The sequence below is a fragment of the Luteolibacter sp. SL250 genome (assembly GCF_026625605.1).
Classification (GTDB): Bacteria; Verrucomicrobiota; Verrucomicrobiia; order Verrucomicrobiales; family Akkermansiaceae; genus Luteolibacter.
In genome coordinates this window covers 3,378,337-3,393,039 of the sequence record NZ_CP113054.1, presented here as the reverse complement: position 1 = coordinate 3,393,039, position 14,703 = coordinate 3,378,337, and the positions used below count along the sequence as shown (strand labels likewise).

16 protein-coding genes are annotated in these 14,703 nt (G+C 62.5%); 6 read left to right on the top strand and 10 right to left on the bottom strand.

The genetic code is table 11. The features are described 5' to 3' along the window. Positions 1-47 precede the first annotated feature (47 nt). On the top strand, positions 48-266 hold the full coding sequence (locus tag OVA24_RS14885) for a S1 domain-containing protein (protein WP_267670700.1): 219 nt from the start codon (positions 48-50) through the stop codon (positions 264-266). A 12-nt stretch (positions 267-278) separates the two neighbouring features. On the opposite strand, the gene OVA24_RS14880 is transcribed toward OVA24_RS14885, so the two are convergent. The 5 genes from OVA24_RS14880 to OVA24_RS14860 are packed head-to-tail and all read right to left on the bottom strand — an operon-like array spanning position 279 to position 5,395. Continuing rightward, a complete protein-coding gene (locus OVA24_RS14880; protein WP_267670699.1) occupies positions 279-971 on the bottom strand; it encodes an NAD-dependent deacylase in 693 nt (230 codons plus the stop codon). Continuing rightward, positions 968-2,323 carry a tRNA uridine-5-carboxymethylaminomethyl(34) synthesis GTPase MnmE gene (gene mnmE / locus OVA24_RS14875; protein WP_267670698.1) on the bottom strand — a complete coding sequence of 452 codons (1,356 nt, stop codon included), beginning with the start codon at positions 2,321-2,323 and terminating at the stop codon, positions 968-970. Before mnmE ends, OVA24_RS14880 begins: the two co-directional genes overlap by 4 nt. 8 nt (positions 2,324-2,331) lie before the next feature. After that, on the bottom strand, positions 2,332-3,831 hold the full coding sequence (locus OVA24_RS14870) for a hypothetical protein (protein ID WP_267670697.1): 1,500 nt from the start codon (positions 3,829-3,831) through the stop codon (positions 2,332-2,334). A 46-nt stretch (positions 3,832-3,877) separates the two neighbouring features. Continuing rightward, the gene (hisC, locus tag OVA24_RS14865) at positions 3,878-4,981 is read right to left on the bottom strand and encodes a histidinol-phosphate transaminase (RefSeq protein ID WP_267670696.1); all 1,104 of its coding nucleotides are present in this window, start codon (positions 4,979-4,981) and stop codon (positions 3,878-3,880) included. 60 nt (positions 4,982-5,041) lie between these two features. After that, the gene (locus tag OVA24_RS14860) at positions 5,042-5,395 is read right to left on the bottom strand and encodes an arsenate reductase family protein (protein WP_267670695.1); all 354 of its coding nucleotides are present in this window, start codon (positions 5,393-5,395) and stop codon (positions 5,042-5,044) included. 50 nt (positions 5,396-5,445) lie between these two features. Here OVA24_RS14860 and OVA24_RS14855 point away from each other — a divergent pair, with 50 nt between their 5' ends. Next, positions 5,446-5,904, top strand: coding sequence for a hypothetical protein (locus OVA24_RS14855; RefSeq protein WP_267670694.1), 459 nt, complete (start codon positions 5,446-5,448; stop codon positions 5,902-5,904). A gap of 3 nt (positions 5,905-5,907) precedes the next feature. Here the strand turns inward: OVA24_RS14855 and OVA24_RS14850 are convergent, their stop codons facing one another. Both OVA24_RS14850 and OVA24_RS14845 read right to left on the bottom strand, forming a co-directional pair. Beyond that, positions 5,908-6,582 carry a ubiquinone/menaquinone biosynthesis methyltransferase gene (locus tag OVA24_RS14850; protein ID WP_267670693.1) on the bottom strand — a complete coding sequence of 225 codons (675 nt, stop codon included), beginning with the start codon at positions 6,580-6,582 and terminating at the stop codon, positions 5,908-5,910. Between the two features lie 46 nt (positions 6,583-6,628). After that, positions 6,629-7,708: a hypothetical protein gene (locus tag OVA24_RS14845; RefSeq protein ID WP_267670692.1), complete on the bottom strand. Its 1,080-nt coding sequence runs from the start codon at positions 7,706-7,708 to the stop codon at positions 6,629-6,631. Positions 7,709-7,806: 98 nt separating this feature from the next. On the opposite strand from OVA24_RS14845, the gene OVA24_RS14840 reads away from it, so the two are divergent. Continuing rightward, positions 7,807-8,895 carry a thiamine pyrophosphate-dependent dehydrogenase E1 component subunit alpha gene (locus tag OVA24_RS14840; protein WP_267670690.1) on the top strand — a complete coding sequence of 363 codons (1,089 nt, stop codon included), beginning with the start codon at positions 7,807-7,809 and terminating at the stop codon, positions 8,893-8,895. 13 nt (positions 8,896-8,908) lie between these two features. On the opposite strand, the gene OVA24_RS14835 is transcribed toward OVA24_RS14840, so the two are convergent. Continuing rightward, complete coding sequence (locus OVA24_RS14835) at positions 8,909-9,433, bottom strand: hypothetical protein (RefSeq protein ID WP_267670689.1); 525 nt, start codon at positions 9,431-9,433, stop codon at positions 8,909-8,911. Between the two features lie 191 nt (positions 9,434-9,624). Further along, entirely contained in the window at positions 9,625-10,353 is a 729-nt protein-coding gene (locus OVA24_RS14830; RefSeq protein ID WP_267670688.1) for a class I SAM-dependent methyltransferase, read from the bottom strand. A 146-nt stretch (positions 10,354-10,499) separates the two neighbouring features. Between OVA24_RS14830 and OVA24_RS14825 the strand changes: the two genes are divergently transcribed. Genes OVA24_RS14825 through OVA24_RS14815 form a run of 3 tightly spaced genes read left to right on the top strand, consistent with a single transcriptional unit; the run spans position 10,500 to position 13,129 of the window. Further along, entirely contained in the window at positions 10,500-11,780 is a 1,281-nt protein-coding gene (locus OVA24_RS14825) for a DUF2254 domain-containing protein (RefSeq protein ID WP_267670687.1), read from the top strand. Positions 11,781-11,834: 54 nt separating this feature from the next. Then, the gene (locus OVA24_RS14820; protein WP_267670686.1) at positions 11,835-12,155 is read left to right on the top strand and encodes a hypothetical protein; all 321 of its coding nucleotides are present in this window, start codon (positions 11,835-11,837) and stop codon (positions 12,153-12,155) included. Beyond that, the gene (locus OVA24_RS14815; RefSeq protein WP_267670685.1) at positions 12,152-13,129 is read left to right on the top strand and encodes an NAD(P)/FAD-dependent oxidoreductase; all 978 of its coding nucleotides are present in this window, start codon (positions 12,152-12,154) and stop codon (positions 13,127-13,129) included. Before OVA24_RS14820 ends, OVA24_RS14815 begins: the two co-directional genes overlap by 4 nt. Before the next feature lie 242 nt (positions 13,130-13,371). Here OVA24_RS14815 and OVA24_RS14810 read toward each other — a convergent pair whose 3' ends face one another. Next, positions 13,372-14,604 carry a polysaccharide pyruvyl transferase family protein gene (locus tag OVA24_RS14810; protein WP_267670684.1) on the bottom strand — a complete coding sequence of 411 codons (1,233 nt, stop codon included), beginning with the start codon at positions 14,602-14,604 and terminating at the stop codon, positions 13,372-13,374. Between the last annotated feature and the right edge of the window lie 99 nt (positions 14,605-14,703).

The following is a 14,703-nucleotide window of genomic DNA, read 5'->3' as shown; positions in this document are numbered from 1 at the left end:
GTCTGACGGTGGCGGATGGAGTGACTATCCCCGGGAACACGCCTGCCATGCCAGATCCGACCATCCACGCCGCCGGTAAAATTTTGAGCCAGCTCAACGAAATCCTCTACCGTGCGGAACTTCCGAATGGGAAAATCATCATGGCCCACCTTTCGAAACCACTCACCGACAGCAAGGCCGTGTTCCAGCCCGGCACCACCGTCCGGTTGGAGCTGACGGCCTTTGATTTCGAGTCCGCCAGGATCCTCGGGGAGATCGGGGATTGATGATCCGGAAGGCTATTTCCCGAGTACCTCGGCCACCCACAGCGGCACCACCTCGCTGGCCGGGCCCATGCGGCGGTCGCGGAACTCTCGGCTGGTTGCCTCCAGATTCAGCTCCAGGGTGCTGGCCTGGTTCCTGGCGGCCATGGCGACGAAGCCCGCGGCGGGATAAACCGAGCCGGAGGTGCCGATGGACACGAAAAGATCCGCCCGCTGGAGCGCGGCGGAGATTTCATCCAGATGGTAGGGCATTTCCCCGAACCAGACGATGTCCGGTCGCAGGGTGCCCGTGGAGTCGCATTCCGGGCAGATGGACCGGGCGGTGAGATCCGTGCGGACTTCCCCGGTATGGGCGCAGACCACGCAGCGGCATTTCAGGAGCTCACCGTGAAGGTGGAGGAGATTTTTCGAACCGGCGCGGTCGTGCAGGTCGTCGATGTTCTGGGTGATGAGCAGGACCTGGCCGGGATATTCACGCTCCAGCCGGGCCAGCGCGAGGTGGGCCGGATTCGGGTGGACGGTGCCGTCCAGCAACCGGGCGCGGCGCTCATTGTAGAACCGCTGGACCAGTTCCGGATTCCGCCCGAAAGCATCCGGGGTGGCCACGTCCTCCACGCGGTGTCCCTCCCACAGCCCGTCCGCTCCGCGGAAGGTCTGCAGTCCTGACTCCGCGGAAACCCCCGCTCCGGTGAGGATGACGATGTTCATTTGCCGATGCAGAAGGTGCTGAAGATCACGCCCAGAAGGTCCTCGGTATCGACCTTGCCGGGGATCTCTCCGAGCGCGTCCAGGGCTTCGCGCAGGTCGATCGCGGCCAATTCGACGTCATTCGAGGTGTCATCCAGCAGGGTGAGGGCGGCTTCCAGCGCGACCCGGGCGGTGTGGAGGCTGGACTGATGACGGGCGTTGATGGCGATGGCGTGGTCCCCCCAGTCCGCGTCGGCGAAGTGGAGGGCGCTGCGGATGGATTCTGAAAGTTCGTCGAAGCCTCCCCCCGTGGAGCAGGAAAGACGGACGGCGGAGGTGCCCTGCCATGAGGGATGCTCTCCGAGATCCGTCTTGTTCAGGATCAGCAGGTGTTTTGCTTCCGTATGCGGGAGGATGCCGCGGCCAGGCTTCGGCTGGCTCCCATCGGCCACTTCCAACAGGAGATCCGCCGCTTCGATCTGGCGGACGGTGCGCTGGATGCCCTCCGCTTCGATCCGGTCGTCGGATTCACGGACCCCCGCCGTGTCGATGAGGCGGATGGGGAGTCCATGGAGGTTGATGGTTTCCTCGATGGTGTCGCGCGTTGTTCCTGCGATGTCGCTGACGATGGCCCGTTCGAAGCCGAGCAGGCGGTTGAGCAGACTGGATTTGCCGACGTTCGGCTCCCCGAAGATCACCGTGCGGACTCCTTCGCGGAGCACGCGTCCCTGGTCCGCGGTGGCCAGCAGGGACCGCACGGTGTCCAGAACGGCGGTGATGCGGTCGCGGAGGACGCGGCCCGTCTGCGGATCGATGTCCTCTTCCGGAAAGTCGATCCATGCCTCGAGGTGGGCCAGCGTCTCCAGCAGGGAGTCACGTGCCTCCGTGGTGCGCCTGCCGAGCGTCCCTTCGAGCTGGCTGCGCGCGGCGCGCAGGGAGAGCCGCGTCTGGGCGGAAATGAGATCCATCACCCCTTCCGCCTGGGTGAGGTCCAGCTTGCCGTTGAGGAACGCCCGCTGGGTGAACTCCCCTGGTCCGGCATGGATCGCCCCGGCATTCAGGAAGCACGCGAGCACCTCGCGGGTGACCAGCATGCCGCCGTGGCCGGTGAACTCCACGCTGTCCTCCCCGGTGAACCCGTGGGAACCGCGGAACACCGTCAGCAGGCCGTCGTCGATGGATTCCTTCCCGTCATACACGCGGCAGTAGCATGCGGTCCGGGGTGTGGCGGTGGATGCCTTTCCCCGGGTGGCGCGGTCCGCCACGGCGATGGCTTCCGGACCGGAAATCCGGATCAGGGAAACAGCGCCGGTACCCGGCGGGGTAGCGATCGCCGCGATGGTGGTGCGGCTGCCGTGGGAAGATGGGGACATGCCTGGGATCAGCGGGGAGCCGCGGCCGTTTCGGTTCCACCGAGGTGGAGGAACTCCCAGCAGATGAAGCGGGTGATCTCCAGTTTCGGTTGGTCCGCGCCGACCCATTTCAGCTCGATGGTGGCGGTGCTGTTGGTGGGGCGGTTTTCTTTGCCGCGCCAGTCGATCTTCGAGAGCGAGCGCCCGATTTCCGAGTCGATGTTGACGTTCACCCGGGCGCTGGTCTCCGGTGAGGAAGGATCCCAGATGCGGTAGGTCTTGATACCCGCCGGCAGGGTGCGTCCAGCCTCCGGGACATCCTCTGAAATGATCACGCGGAAGACGCCTCCCTGGTCGGCTTCAGGAAGCTCGATGAGGTTGGCGAACGTGCGGTACTTCGTCTGGGCGAAGGTTTCCCAGTCCAGCTTGAGTCCGTCAGGGGTCCTCTTGAAAAGGGCGGTCGCCCGCACCGGCTCGGTGGCGAAGTTCTCCACCCGCGCCATGGTCGAAAAAAGCAGGTCAGCTTCATCCATGCCATACTGGATCTCCAGCGTGGCCAGCGGACGGAAGAACTCCTTCATTTCGAACTGCGGCGGCTGCTCGAACTCGAGCATGAAGATGCCGCGCTTCCGGTCTTCCTCGCTCAACTCCCGCACGGAAAAGGCGTCGATCGGTGTGTCCTGATCGTTGATGACACTGCCGCCGTAGAATGCCTCCACCTGGGGGCGCAGTTGCTCGCCGTTGATGATGTGGGGGAGTTTTCCTTCAGCGGTGGTCGCAGCGAGGAATTTTCCCAGAACGGCATAGGCGTCCTTTTTCCATCCCACCCGCAGGTATTGGCTTTCGGAAAGTGAGGTACCCTGGACTTTGGTGGGGGTTGGAGGAGCGACCGGCTTTCCGGTCATCTCATTGAACACAAGGTAGCCCGCGCCGCCAGCGATGGCCAGCAGGAGGCAACCGAGGAAAATGGCGGGAACTGCCGACGACGAGGAACGCTTCGGCTCTTCCTTCGTTTCCTTTTTCCGGGAAGAGGCCGTCCGGGTGGGCAAAGGCGCGGGCGCAGCGGGAGCTTGCTCCGGAGGGGCGGGTGGTGCCGGCTTGGCCGCTTGCGGCTGGGGAGGCTGCGGTGGGGAGACAGGGGGCTGTTCCTGTGGTGGAGGCTGGTAGGCCGGTGCCGCGGGAGGCTGGTACGCCGGTGTAGCAGGAGGTTGATAAACCGGTGCGGAGGGATGGTTCTGGACCGGGGCCGCAGGGGACTGTTGGACAGGTGCGGCCGGGGACGGTTGGGCCTGCGCTGGCAGCGGTGCAACCTCGCGGGCAGCCTGTTGCGGGACGGCTGGATGGCTGACAGGAGCAGGTGGCAGGAAGGTGGCCGGCGCGGTGGCCTCCGGGGCCGGAGAGGTGATGGTTCTCTGGCAGTGCGGACACGGACCCGTGGTGGGCGGCAGGTCCTTGGGGATGCGGATCTTCCCCCTGCAGTGGTAGCAGTGGAATTCTCTGACGTTGGCAGGGAGGGTAGGATCGGTCATGGGGGCGGTTTCCCGAAAAATTACTTAGGGAAAATGAATCAATCTGTCAAACCGCGACGGGGGTGAGGACGGAATCCAGCACCTCCAGGCAGCGGGCGTTCTGTTCCGCCGTGCCGATGGAGATCCGCACCCAGTCCGGCAGCTTGTAGCCGCGCATGGCCCGGACGATGACGCCCTGCTTCAGCATTTCTTTGAAAACACGGTCACCGTCCCCGACATTCACGAGGATGAAGTTCGCCACACTGGGGACAAATTCCAGCCCGCGGGTGCGGAATGCCGCTTCGTAGAAATCCAGCCCCTGCTTGTTCACGGCGCGGGTCTGTTCGACGTGCTCGTCGTCCTTCAGGGCGGCGACGGCTCCCGCCTGGGCGATCGCGTTCACGTTGAAAGGTTGGCGTGCCTTCTGGAGGATGGCGGCCACATCCTTGCCGCAGAGTCCGTAGCCGACGCGCAGCGCGGCGAGGCCGTGGATCTTCGAGCAGGTGCGAAGCACCGCCACATTGCGGTTCTGGCGGACGAACTTGAGGGTGTCGAACGGCTCGTCGAGGAACTCGAAATACGCTTCGTCAAAGCAGACGACCACATGCTCCGGCACGCGCTCCATGAAGCGGTCGATCGCCTCCTGGCCGACGACGGTGCCGGTCGGATTGTTCGGGTTGGCGATGAAAACCAGCCGGGTGTTCGGTGTGATGGCGTCCGCCATGCCTTCCAGGTCGTGGATGAAACCCGGGTCCGGCACCTCGACATACTTCGCGCCGAAGAGGGTCGCCATCAGCTTGTAGACGACGAAGGCGTGCTCCGCGGCGATGAGTTCCGCGTCGCGGTTCAGGAAAGAGTGGCAGAGCAGTTCGATGATCTCGTTGGAGCCGTTGCCGATGACGACATTCTCCAGACCGAGGTCATATTTCTCCGCGATGGCGGTGCGGAGGCGGAAGCCGGCGCCGTCCGGATAGAGGTTCGCTTCCTCCAGTGCCTCACGCATGGCGGCCTTCGCCTTCGGAGAGGGGCCCAGCGGGTTTTCGTTCGAGGCGACCTTGACGATGGAGGCCGGATCAAGCCCCAGCTCGCGGGCGGTTTCGTCGATGGGCTTGCCCGTTTCGTAGGCTACCAGGTCGCAGACGAAGGAATTGGCGTATTGGTTGATCGGCATCTCGGAAGCGACTCTAGGTGGCCGTCCCGGGATGGTCAACGCGGATGCAGAGGGCTTCCATCAGGCCAAGGCGTCCTTCCAGGCCGCCTCGCTGAAGCCATTGAGTGCCACCCCTTCACCGATGAGGAAAGGGCGTTTCACCAGATTCCCGTTCTGGGAAAGGAGATCCAGCGCCTCCTCCTCCGTCATGCCGGGAAGGCGGTCCTTGATGCCCATTTCCCGGTAGTCGCCGCCGGAGGTGTTGAAGAGCTTCCGCAGGTCCCCGCCGTTGGCCTTGAGGGCTGCCTTCAGTTCGGCGACAGATGGCGGGGTCTCGCGGATGGCCTTCGTTTCGTGGGAGATCTGATTTTCCTTCAGCCATTTGCTGGCTTTCCGGCAGGTGTCGCAGTTTTTGTAGGCGTAGAGCGTCGGCATGATCCGATCTTGCGCGCGGACCGCCCAGACGCAAGGCTGTCCGTCCGTTGATGAAGACAGAGATTCTTGGAAAGATCCGTGTGGAGCTTAGGGACAGGCTGGACCGGCTGGCAAAGGCGGCGATGGAGGCTCACGCCGCCGCGACCGACCCAGGCAGCAAGGCGGAGAGCAAGTATGACACGCGGAATCTGGAGGCATCCTACCTCGCGTCCGGCCAGGCGAAGCAAGTGGAGGATCTGGCGGAAGCGGTGCGCATTTTTGACGGCCTTTCCCTCCCTGACTACAGCATGGAGGACAGCATCGACGCCGGGGCGTTGGTGGAGGTGGAGCAGGGGGAGGAAACGCGGTATTTCCTGCTGGCCCCCGTCGCGGGAGGGCTGGAGATCATGCACGAGGGGGCGGAAATCATCCTGCTCACTCCGGAAAGCCCGCTCTACCGGAAACTGGTCGGCCTGCGTGCGGGGGACTCTCTGGATGCTCCGCCGCTGATGGTGCTGGAGGTGTTTTGAGTCCTAAGCCTTCGTCCCCTCATAGACGGACACCACGCCGAACGTCAGCGGCGTCGCGTCCGTGGCGGTGTAGCCGCAGGTTTCCAGCAAGTCCGTCATCGCCTTGCCGGCGGGGAACTGCTCGATGGACCCGCCCAGATACTCGTAGGCGTCCTTTTCCCCGGTCAGGGCACCGGCCAGCTTCGGCAGGATCTTGTGGAGGTAGAAGCGGTAGGGGGCGCGGAGGATACCCTCCGGCAGGGAGAAGTCGAGGATCACCAGCCGTCCGCCCGGCTTCAGCACGCGGTTCATTTCCCGCAGCGCGGCCGGGTAGTCCGCCATGTTGCGCAGGCCGAAAGCGACGGTCACCACGTCAAAAGCACGGTCCGGAAACGGCAGGTTGAGCGCATCCGCGACGACGGTCTTCACCAGCCCGCGGGACTCCGCGTGGGCCAGCATTTCCGCACAGAAGTCGGACGCGGTGACATCGCAATCCGGGCAGGCTTCCTGGATCTCCAGAGCCAGGTCCCCGGTGCCGCTCGCCACGTCCAGCAGGGACTGCGGCTTCCACTTGCGGATGCGTGAGGTGACCACCTTCCTCCACCAGATGTCCATGCCCATGCTGAGCACGTGGTTGGTCAGGACATAGCGGTCCGCGATGCGGGCGAAGGCGTCGCGGACATAGGTGGCGTCAGGCATGCGGCATCCTTGCCCCGGACCCGGCGGGAGGCAAGAGCGGCGTGCGTCAGCGTGGCCCCAATGGCGAATGCGGGAGCTTCCACCGCTCCACCAGATAGGATTCGATCAGGTGGCTGTCCGGGATGTCGCGCAGAGAATGTTCCTTTCCATCCCTGGTGATGATGACCGGGAAGCTGCTGGAAACCCGGCGTCCCCGCAGAGGCTCCTCTCGGACTTCCGTCGCGTCCGCGCGGGAAAGATGGATGGATTTCCACAGCCCTCCGCGCACTTCCAGGTGGGTGGGACTCACAAAGACATGATGGCGTGCGCAGCGGATCATGGAGTGAGCGGAAAGCACCAGCACCACCCCGCAGAGCAGCACGTGCAGCGGATTCCGGAAATTCCGCCCCTTGCTTGACGCAGCGAGGCTCACCAGCGCCGCGACGCTGAGCAACACCGGCCAGACATACGAAACCGCCAGCAGTCGGATCGAAAGATTCTCCCCCTCTTCCACCGAGTAATGCTCCCCGACCGGTCCGGCGGTGAGGTAGGCGATGAGAAAGGCGGCCACCCAGGGAAACGCCCGCCAACCGGACCAGAAACGCAGCCAGTCCATCACCGCGTCCCAAACGCGCTGCCATGACAGGGGATGTTCCCACCATCCTTTGCGCGCGCCGTGCAGCACCCCGTAGGCGATCGCCAGCAGGATGAACGGGCTCTCGTCGTCATCGATCTTTCCTGTTAGCAGTCGGATCCCCGCCAGCAGCGGCACGAGCGTGAAGGCGATGCCGAGCAACGACCATCCCGTGAGCACGCCCCACTTGTCCGGCAGGATCTTCAGCAACCGCAGCGTGCCCCATCCCACGACGGCCCCGGAAACGAGGCCGATCAACGAACCCACGACGATCCCTTCCATATCCTCCAGCAGGTGGCCCAACAGTCCGCCGCCGAGGAGGCCCGCCACAGTGATGGAGATGATCCACCGTTTGCCATCGTGGCGGGACAGGAACCAAGCGGTCGGAAAAGCACAGACCAGCACCGCCGTGGAGGGCAACACGGACACGGCGAGCGAAGTGACGAACGGAGCCACCGCAATGAGGGCGAACAGGAACGCGAACATCCTGCGGCCGGAGTTCCCGGTTTGCATTACTCTTCAGTAAGGAGGGTGGACACTCTTGTCCACCGCGTTGCAACGGCTCAACAGCACAAGGTGTTTTCCATTGAACCATCCATGTCTTCCGGACGATGGTTCATGCCATGGAGGAGGGCGACGACCATCTCTGGCAAGCCGCCACCGCGGAGCGCAACCTGGCACTCACCGCGGCGGAAAAGCTGCGCATCCTGACGGACATGGTGCGGGCGCGGGTGTTCGAGCAGCATGCGATGAAGTATTACAATGCCGGAAAGATGGCAGGCTTCCTCGATCTGATGATCGGCCAGGAGGGTGGGGCGGCGGCGGTGTGCTCGATGCTGCAACCGCAGGATCACACCATCGGCGGCGTGCGGGGGCTTGGCTTCGCCGTGATGCGTGGCCTGACCATGAGGGAGTGCCTCGCGGAACTGATGGGGAAGAAGACCGGCTCCTGCAAGGGGAAGGGCGGCATGTTTTCCTTCTGCTCCCCGACGCATCATCATTGGGGGATCCATGGTGTCGCAGCCGCCCAGACACCGCTCGCTGCCGGTTTCGCGTTCGCCATGAAATACCGGAACCAAGCGGGTGTCGCTGTTTGCTTTATGGGGGACGGCGCGATGAACCAAGGGGTGTTTCATGAGACGCTCAACCTCGCCGCGCTGTTCTCGCTGCCTGTCATCTACGTGGTGGAGAACAATGGATTCTCGATGTTCACCTCCGTGAAGCGTTCCTCCGCCTTCAAGGACTACCTCGGCCGCAGGGCGGAGATGTATGACATGGCGTGGGATCACTGCCATGGGCATGACATCTATGCCGTCCGAGCCTCTCTGGATTCCGCGATGAGGCGGGCTAGGGAACAGCAGCGACCCACCCTTCTGGAAATCTCCACCTATCGTTACTTCGGCTTCACGATCGCGGATGCGATGAGCCACCGCTACCGGACAAAAGAGGAAATCGATTGGCACAAAGAGCACCGGGATCTGGTGAATCTCTGGCTCCGGCGGCTCATCGCTGAGGGCATCGCCACGGAAGCGATGTACGAGGTGATCCGCACTGCGGCGAAGAAAGAGGCGGCGGACGCCGTGAAGTGGGCCGACGCCCAACCTCCGCCGGAGATCTCCGACATCAGCGGGGATGTCTATTGGGAGACGGACCACCGGACACCTGCCTCAGGAATCGGCCGGCACTTCTTTGACGATTGAGGCAACGGTCACCTCACGGACGTCTGCGGTCCGAATGCGTGGGCCTTCCGAAGCCCATGTATTGCTGGATCACTACCCGCCGGTAGCCGCGGTCAAAGAAGTAGCGGTTGGTGGACTCGATCCGTTCCTTCAGGACTTCGTCCGGCCATACCTGCTTGTGGAAACAGACGACCACCAGATTCTTGTGCCGTTGCTGATAGAAGTGAAGGATCAGTTGATCGGGCTGGAAATCCAGACGCCCTCCGTTGTGGTCTGTGATTCCGATGCCGAATCTTCCGTCGGAGGTCATCTCCACGAAGGTATCCGCTTCCTTTTCCAGCCGGAACGCCTTTTCGATTTCGGGATGGAGTTTTCTCTTCGGGCGGCGCGGTGATTCCGACCAGCCGCTCTCGATCACGGCTTGGATGTTGTTGCGCGTGACAAGTTCGTCTTTCTGCGCGGCACAGCCTCCGGACAGCAGGAGAGCGACCAAGGAAAGCGGTGCGCCGAATTTCCACAGGGCATGGAAGGATGGCGGAACGCGTTGGGGGCCAGGCATGGTTCCGACTACTCGGTTATCGACCGGTTGCGAAGCTCTCTATGGGCACGGTTCGAAGAATCTCACGGGTTGGTTTCTTCAGAAAACCCTTTGCATTTCAATCCGTGTAATCCGTTTAATCCTTAAATCTGTGGTTAAAAAATGCCGGACCTTTCCGGTAGGCGGTCCATAATCCTCAAGCGCATTGGGATTCACTCCACTTTCATCGCCTGGTAGCAGGCGAAGACGCTGTTCCGGTGCAGAATGTCCCATGACTGGAAACCACAGCGCTCCACCAATGAAATCTGGTAGGGCAGGGAACGCGGGGAGTCCTCCTTGTCGATGTAGTCGAACACTTTGTCCCGGTAGTCCGCGCCGCCCAGTGCCTCCAGGTATTCGCCATAGCGCCGCCACATTACCTCCTGCACCGCAGCTTCATCAAAGGTGACCAGATCGGAGACATACAGCCTGCCACCGGGCTTCAGCCAACGGTGGATCGCGCGGAAAACGGCCCTCCAGTCCTCATCCTCCCTCAGGTGATGGAGCACCGCCGCAGCGGTGATGCAGTCGAACGCTCCCTCCGGAAAATCGAGATCCCGCAGATCGGAGTGATGGATTTCCACGGAGGTGCAACCGGCGGCGGTCACCCGCTCCCGGGCACGCTCCAGCATCGGCAGGCTGAGGTCGGCCAGGTCGCAGCGGAGCGGCCCCACCTCATGAATGAGCTTCAGCGTCAGGTTACCCGCCCCGCATCCCAGGTCCAGAACCCGGTCCCCGCGCCGCAGGTGGGATTTCGCCACCGCGCCGATGAGGTCCAGCACCAGCGGCGCGTCGATGGTCGCCTGCTGGCCGGTTTCGAGCTGGCTGAACCGTTCGACGTCGTGGTCGAAGCGGTCGCGGATTTCTCCGATGGTGGATTTTTCTGACAGAGGCGTTGGCATGCGTGGGTGGAGTAGGGCTGGATTATCATCCCGGCAGGCCTGAATCCAGATCATGATAGAGGCAGTGGAACGAATTCTTGGTTTCTCCAATCCGAAAAAGAATGGCGCGGATGGTTGTTTGCTCCACGCTGTCAGATAGGAAGCCCATGACGAAACTCCGATTCTATCTCGAAAAGACCCGCTCGAAGCTGTGGGTGCGGCCGGTCATCCTGAGTGCCGCGGCGGTGCTATGGGTCTGCCTGTCGTTCATGGCAGATGCGGCGATTCCGCCGGACATGAGGGTGAAGATCGAAAAGGACACCCTCATCAACCTGTTCTCCATCCTGGCGTCATCCATGCTCACGGTGGCGACTTTCTCGGTATCGGCGGTGGCGACGGCGTTCGGCTCGGTGGCCAGCTCCGCCAGTCCGCGCGCGACCAGCATCGTGATGGGGGACACGGCGGTGCAGTCCACGCTGGCGGCTTTCCTGGCGTCGTTCATCTATGCGGTGGTGTCCATCACCGCCCTCAGCGCGATGAACTTTGGCGTGGGTGGGCGGTTCATGCTTTTCGTCGGATTTGTCCTGTTGGTCAGTTGGGTGCTGGTTTCTTTCCTGCACTGGGTGGACCGTGTTTCGCGGTTGGGGAAACTGGATGACACGCTGGAACGCGTGAAACGGTCTGCGAAGGTGGCGCTCACCAATCCCGACCTGGCGGACCTGTTGGGAGGCGCGGTCCAGACCGGCACGGAACGTCCGGAAGGTGGCCCGGGACGGGACTTCCGCGCGATGGGCTTCGGCTACATCCAGTATGTGGACATGGAGGAGCTTCAGGAACATGCCCGGAAGCTGGATGTGCGCATCTGGCTGGATGTGCGTCCCGGGGCCTATGTTCCGGAGGGGGAGATCATTGGCGTGGTGGATGGTCAGACAGCCATTCCGGAGGAAACGCTGGAGGAGATCGCCCGGTGTCTGAAGATGGATAACGTGCGCTCCACCTCCGCGGATCCGCGTTTTTCCATGTTGCTGCTTTCGGAGGTGGCGGATCGCGCGCTTTCCCCGGCGGTGAATGATCCTGGCACCGCCATCGCCATCCTGGCCATCCAAGTCGAGCTTTTCCACGGCTGGGTGAAGACCCGGAGGAAAGCCAGGGGGATGGAGGTGAAGTACCGCAGCGTCCATGTTCCGGAGATTCAGGCGATGGACTTGGTCTATGACGCGTTCGGCTCCATCGCGCGTGACGGAGCATCCATGGTGGAGGTGGGGGTGCGCTTGCAGAAGACGCTTTCCATGATCCACAGGCTGGGCGACAGGGATCTCCAGCAGGCGGCCGAAGAGATGCGGCGGATCTCGCTGGGATTCTCCGATGCGGCGCTGGTGCTGGAAGAGCAGAAGAGAGTGGTCCGTGGTACTGGGATGGAAAGGCCGGTGGCGGAACGGGCGGGATAGATTTTTGCCCGGGTTGGGGCTTGGAATTTCCGCGGAGGCGGTCTAGACGGAGCGATGGAAGAGCCGACACGGGACCACGGAACCCAACCACTGGACGCGCTGATGGAGCGCTGGAAGATCACCAACCATGAGATGGTGGAGGCCTCTCCGGAGCAACTGAACCACAAGCAGGTCCAGAAGGCGCGCAAGGGACGGCAGCTCACCCTGGCCATGAAGATGAAGGTCGCGCGCTCCCTCAACATCGCCATCTGGACCCGCCTGAAGAAGGACGAGAAAGAGGTCTATTTCGAGTATCTGCACAAGCACCTGTTTAACTACACCAAGGGCTATGATGCGGATTGGGTGGACCCGAACGAAGCGCTGATGCCGAAGTGAGCGGCGGTCCCGTCATCGTCGGACAAGGACTGGCGGGCACCTGCGTGGCCTGGCACCTGTGGTGGCGGGGCGAAGGGTTTTCCCTGATCGACCGGGAGGAAGGTGGGGCGTCACGCGTCGCGGCGGGATTGGTGAATCCGGTGACGGGAAAGAATTTCGAGCCGAGCTGGCGGATCGCGGAATTTCTACCTGACGCGCTGGCATTTTACGCGCGGGTGGAACGGGAGCTGGGCTTCACGCTCTGGCATCCGCTGCCGGTGCTGAGGCTGGCGGCGTCGGAGAAGGAATGGACGAAAATTTCCGCGAAGCTCACGGAGGAAAAAGTCAGACCGTGGGTGGAGGGAGTGGTGGATGCGCCGGACGGCTGGATGGGTGCGGTGGAGGTGACCGGCGGAGGCCGGGTGGACACGCGGCTTTTCACGGAGGCCTCACGGGAGTTTTTCCATCGGCGGGGCATCTACCGGAAGGGGGATGGTTCTGCGGAGGGGACGAAGATTTTCTGTGAAGGCGCGGTCGGGCTGATCTCCGGGAAATACGGCCCCTCCCGTTGTGCGAAAGGGGAGATCCTCACCGTGCGGGCGGCTGGCTGGGATGAGTCCCGCATCCGCGTCGGTGGAGGCGGCTGGCTGGTGCCCATCGGGGACGGGAAGTTTCGGGCCGGTGCAACGTATGAGTGGGATGAGCTGGACGGGCAGCCGACGGAGAAAGGCAGGGAGTTTGTGGAAAAGATCGTCCGCCGCCTGGGCGGGGAGCATTTCGAGGTGGTGGACCACGTGGCGGGTATCCGTCCGATCCTCCGCCGCAGCGAGCCGCTGATCGGACCGCTGGAGGACGGGAACTGGATGTTCAACGGGCTCGGCTCGAAAGGCTCCCTCTACGCCCCAGCCGTGGCGGAACGTCTGGTGGGCTGGATGTTCGACGGGGTGCCGTGTGAAGCGGAGCTGAGCTATCCGGCTTTCAGGACGGTCGGTTGAGGATTTTCAGGGGCGGTTGCGACGCGGTCCTACGGGTGCAGCGGGATTGTGAATATCCTGTGGATAGCTGGTAATAACGCTGCAACATGCGGACCACCAATGGTTATTGTGAGGTATGTGAATAACCTGTGAATAGCCGTGAATAACTTCAGATGGCAGAACGATCTCCCTCACGGATAAAAAAAGAGCATGAGGGCCGGAACGGATTCCGCACCTCATGCTCCTGTCGAAGTCTCTGGAAATCAGCCTTCCAGCTCCGCGCGCAGGACGTCCATCATCCGTTTCATGCGATCGTCTGCCACAGCCTTCGCTTGCAGAGCCTTCGCCTTCGCGGTGGCTTGGTCCTTGGCGATGGCCAGCACGGCGGGGGTGAGGCCCTTTTCGGCCTCATCGTAGTCGTGGTCGAACAGCCATTCGGAGCGGCCGATATCCTTCCACATGAAGCCCTTCGAGGTTTGCTCCTTGTAGCGGCAGACGATGGCCGGAATGCCGTGGCCGATGCACATGATGGGGCTGTGCTGCTCGTTGCCGAAAAGTCCCGCGCTGCGGTTGTACACGCTCTGCGCGAAGTCGGTCAGCCAGTAGTCCTGCCTCCAGACGACCTTCTTCTTCACGCTCTCCGGGAGCTTGTCGTAGATCATCTCCTTGTTGAGCTTCATCTGGCTGGCGTCCTCCGGGCAGAGCAGCATTTTCATGTCCGTCTGCTCCACCACGGCGATGACGGCGTTGCGGAGGGGGGAGATGTCGTGCTCCTTCATCTCCTCGTTGCGGGCGTGTTTCTTTTCGTCGAACTTCGTGCCCTTCTTGATCTCCCAGTAGGGGGTGTTCCGGAGCTTGGGGATGCAGCACATGAACTTGCCTTCCTCCAGGCCCACTTCCTTGAGCCATGCGGATGCGGCCGCGTCATTCACCAGATCACAGGCAAAGGTGGCATCCGGGCCGAACTCCATGATCGGGCAGGTGGCACCCTTGCTCTTCGCCAGGGCGAGGGAAACGGAATCACGGAAGAAGGCGAACTTCGCGCCGTTGATGACCTGCAGGCCTTCCTCGGAATAGCCCCAGGTGACGCCGCCGATGCCGTAGGGCTTTCCGGTCTTTTCCTTCCACTCGATGAGGTGTTTCTGGCCGACGATGCCCGGGCCGGAGCCATGGAGGAGGAAGTCGTGCGTTTTGAATGCCTCTTCCTTTTCCGCCGCGGTCTTTCCCATGATCTTCAGCTTCGGGAAGCGTTTCATGAGCATCTCCGCCACGCCGTTGTCCACGCTGCTGGGCCACAGGGTGACGTCGTACTCCGGAAGGTGTTTCTCCAGCAGGTGGAGCATGCCCGGGGTGTGGGCGATATCGCCGATGTTCACCGTCTGCCATGAGGAACGGAGCAGGATCTTTTTCTTGGGCTTCGCTTCCTGGGCACTGAGGACGGCGGGAAAAGCCGCTGCGGTGGCGAGGGTGGTTTTGAGGAAATGACGGCGTTGCATGAAGGATGGGTTACGTTGGATTTTGTGGGAGTTTTTCCGTTCCTGTGGCTTTTGGAAGGCAAATTTCCAGTAAGGAGGGAGGACACTCCTGTCCTCCGG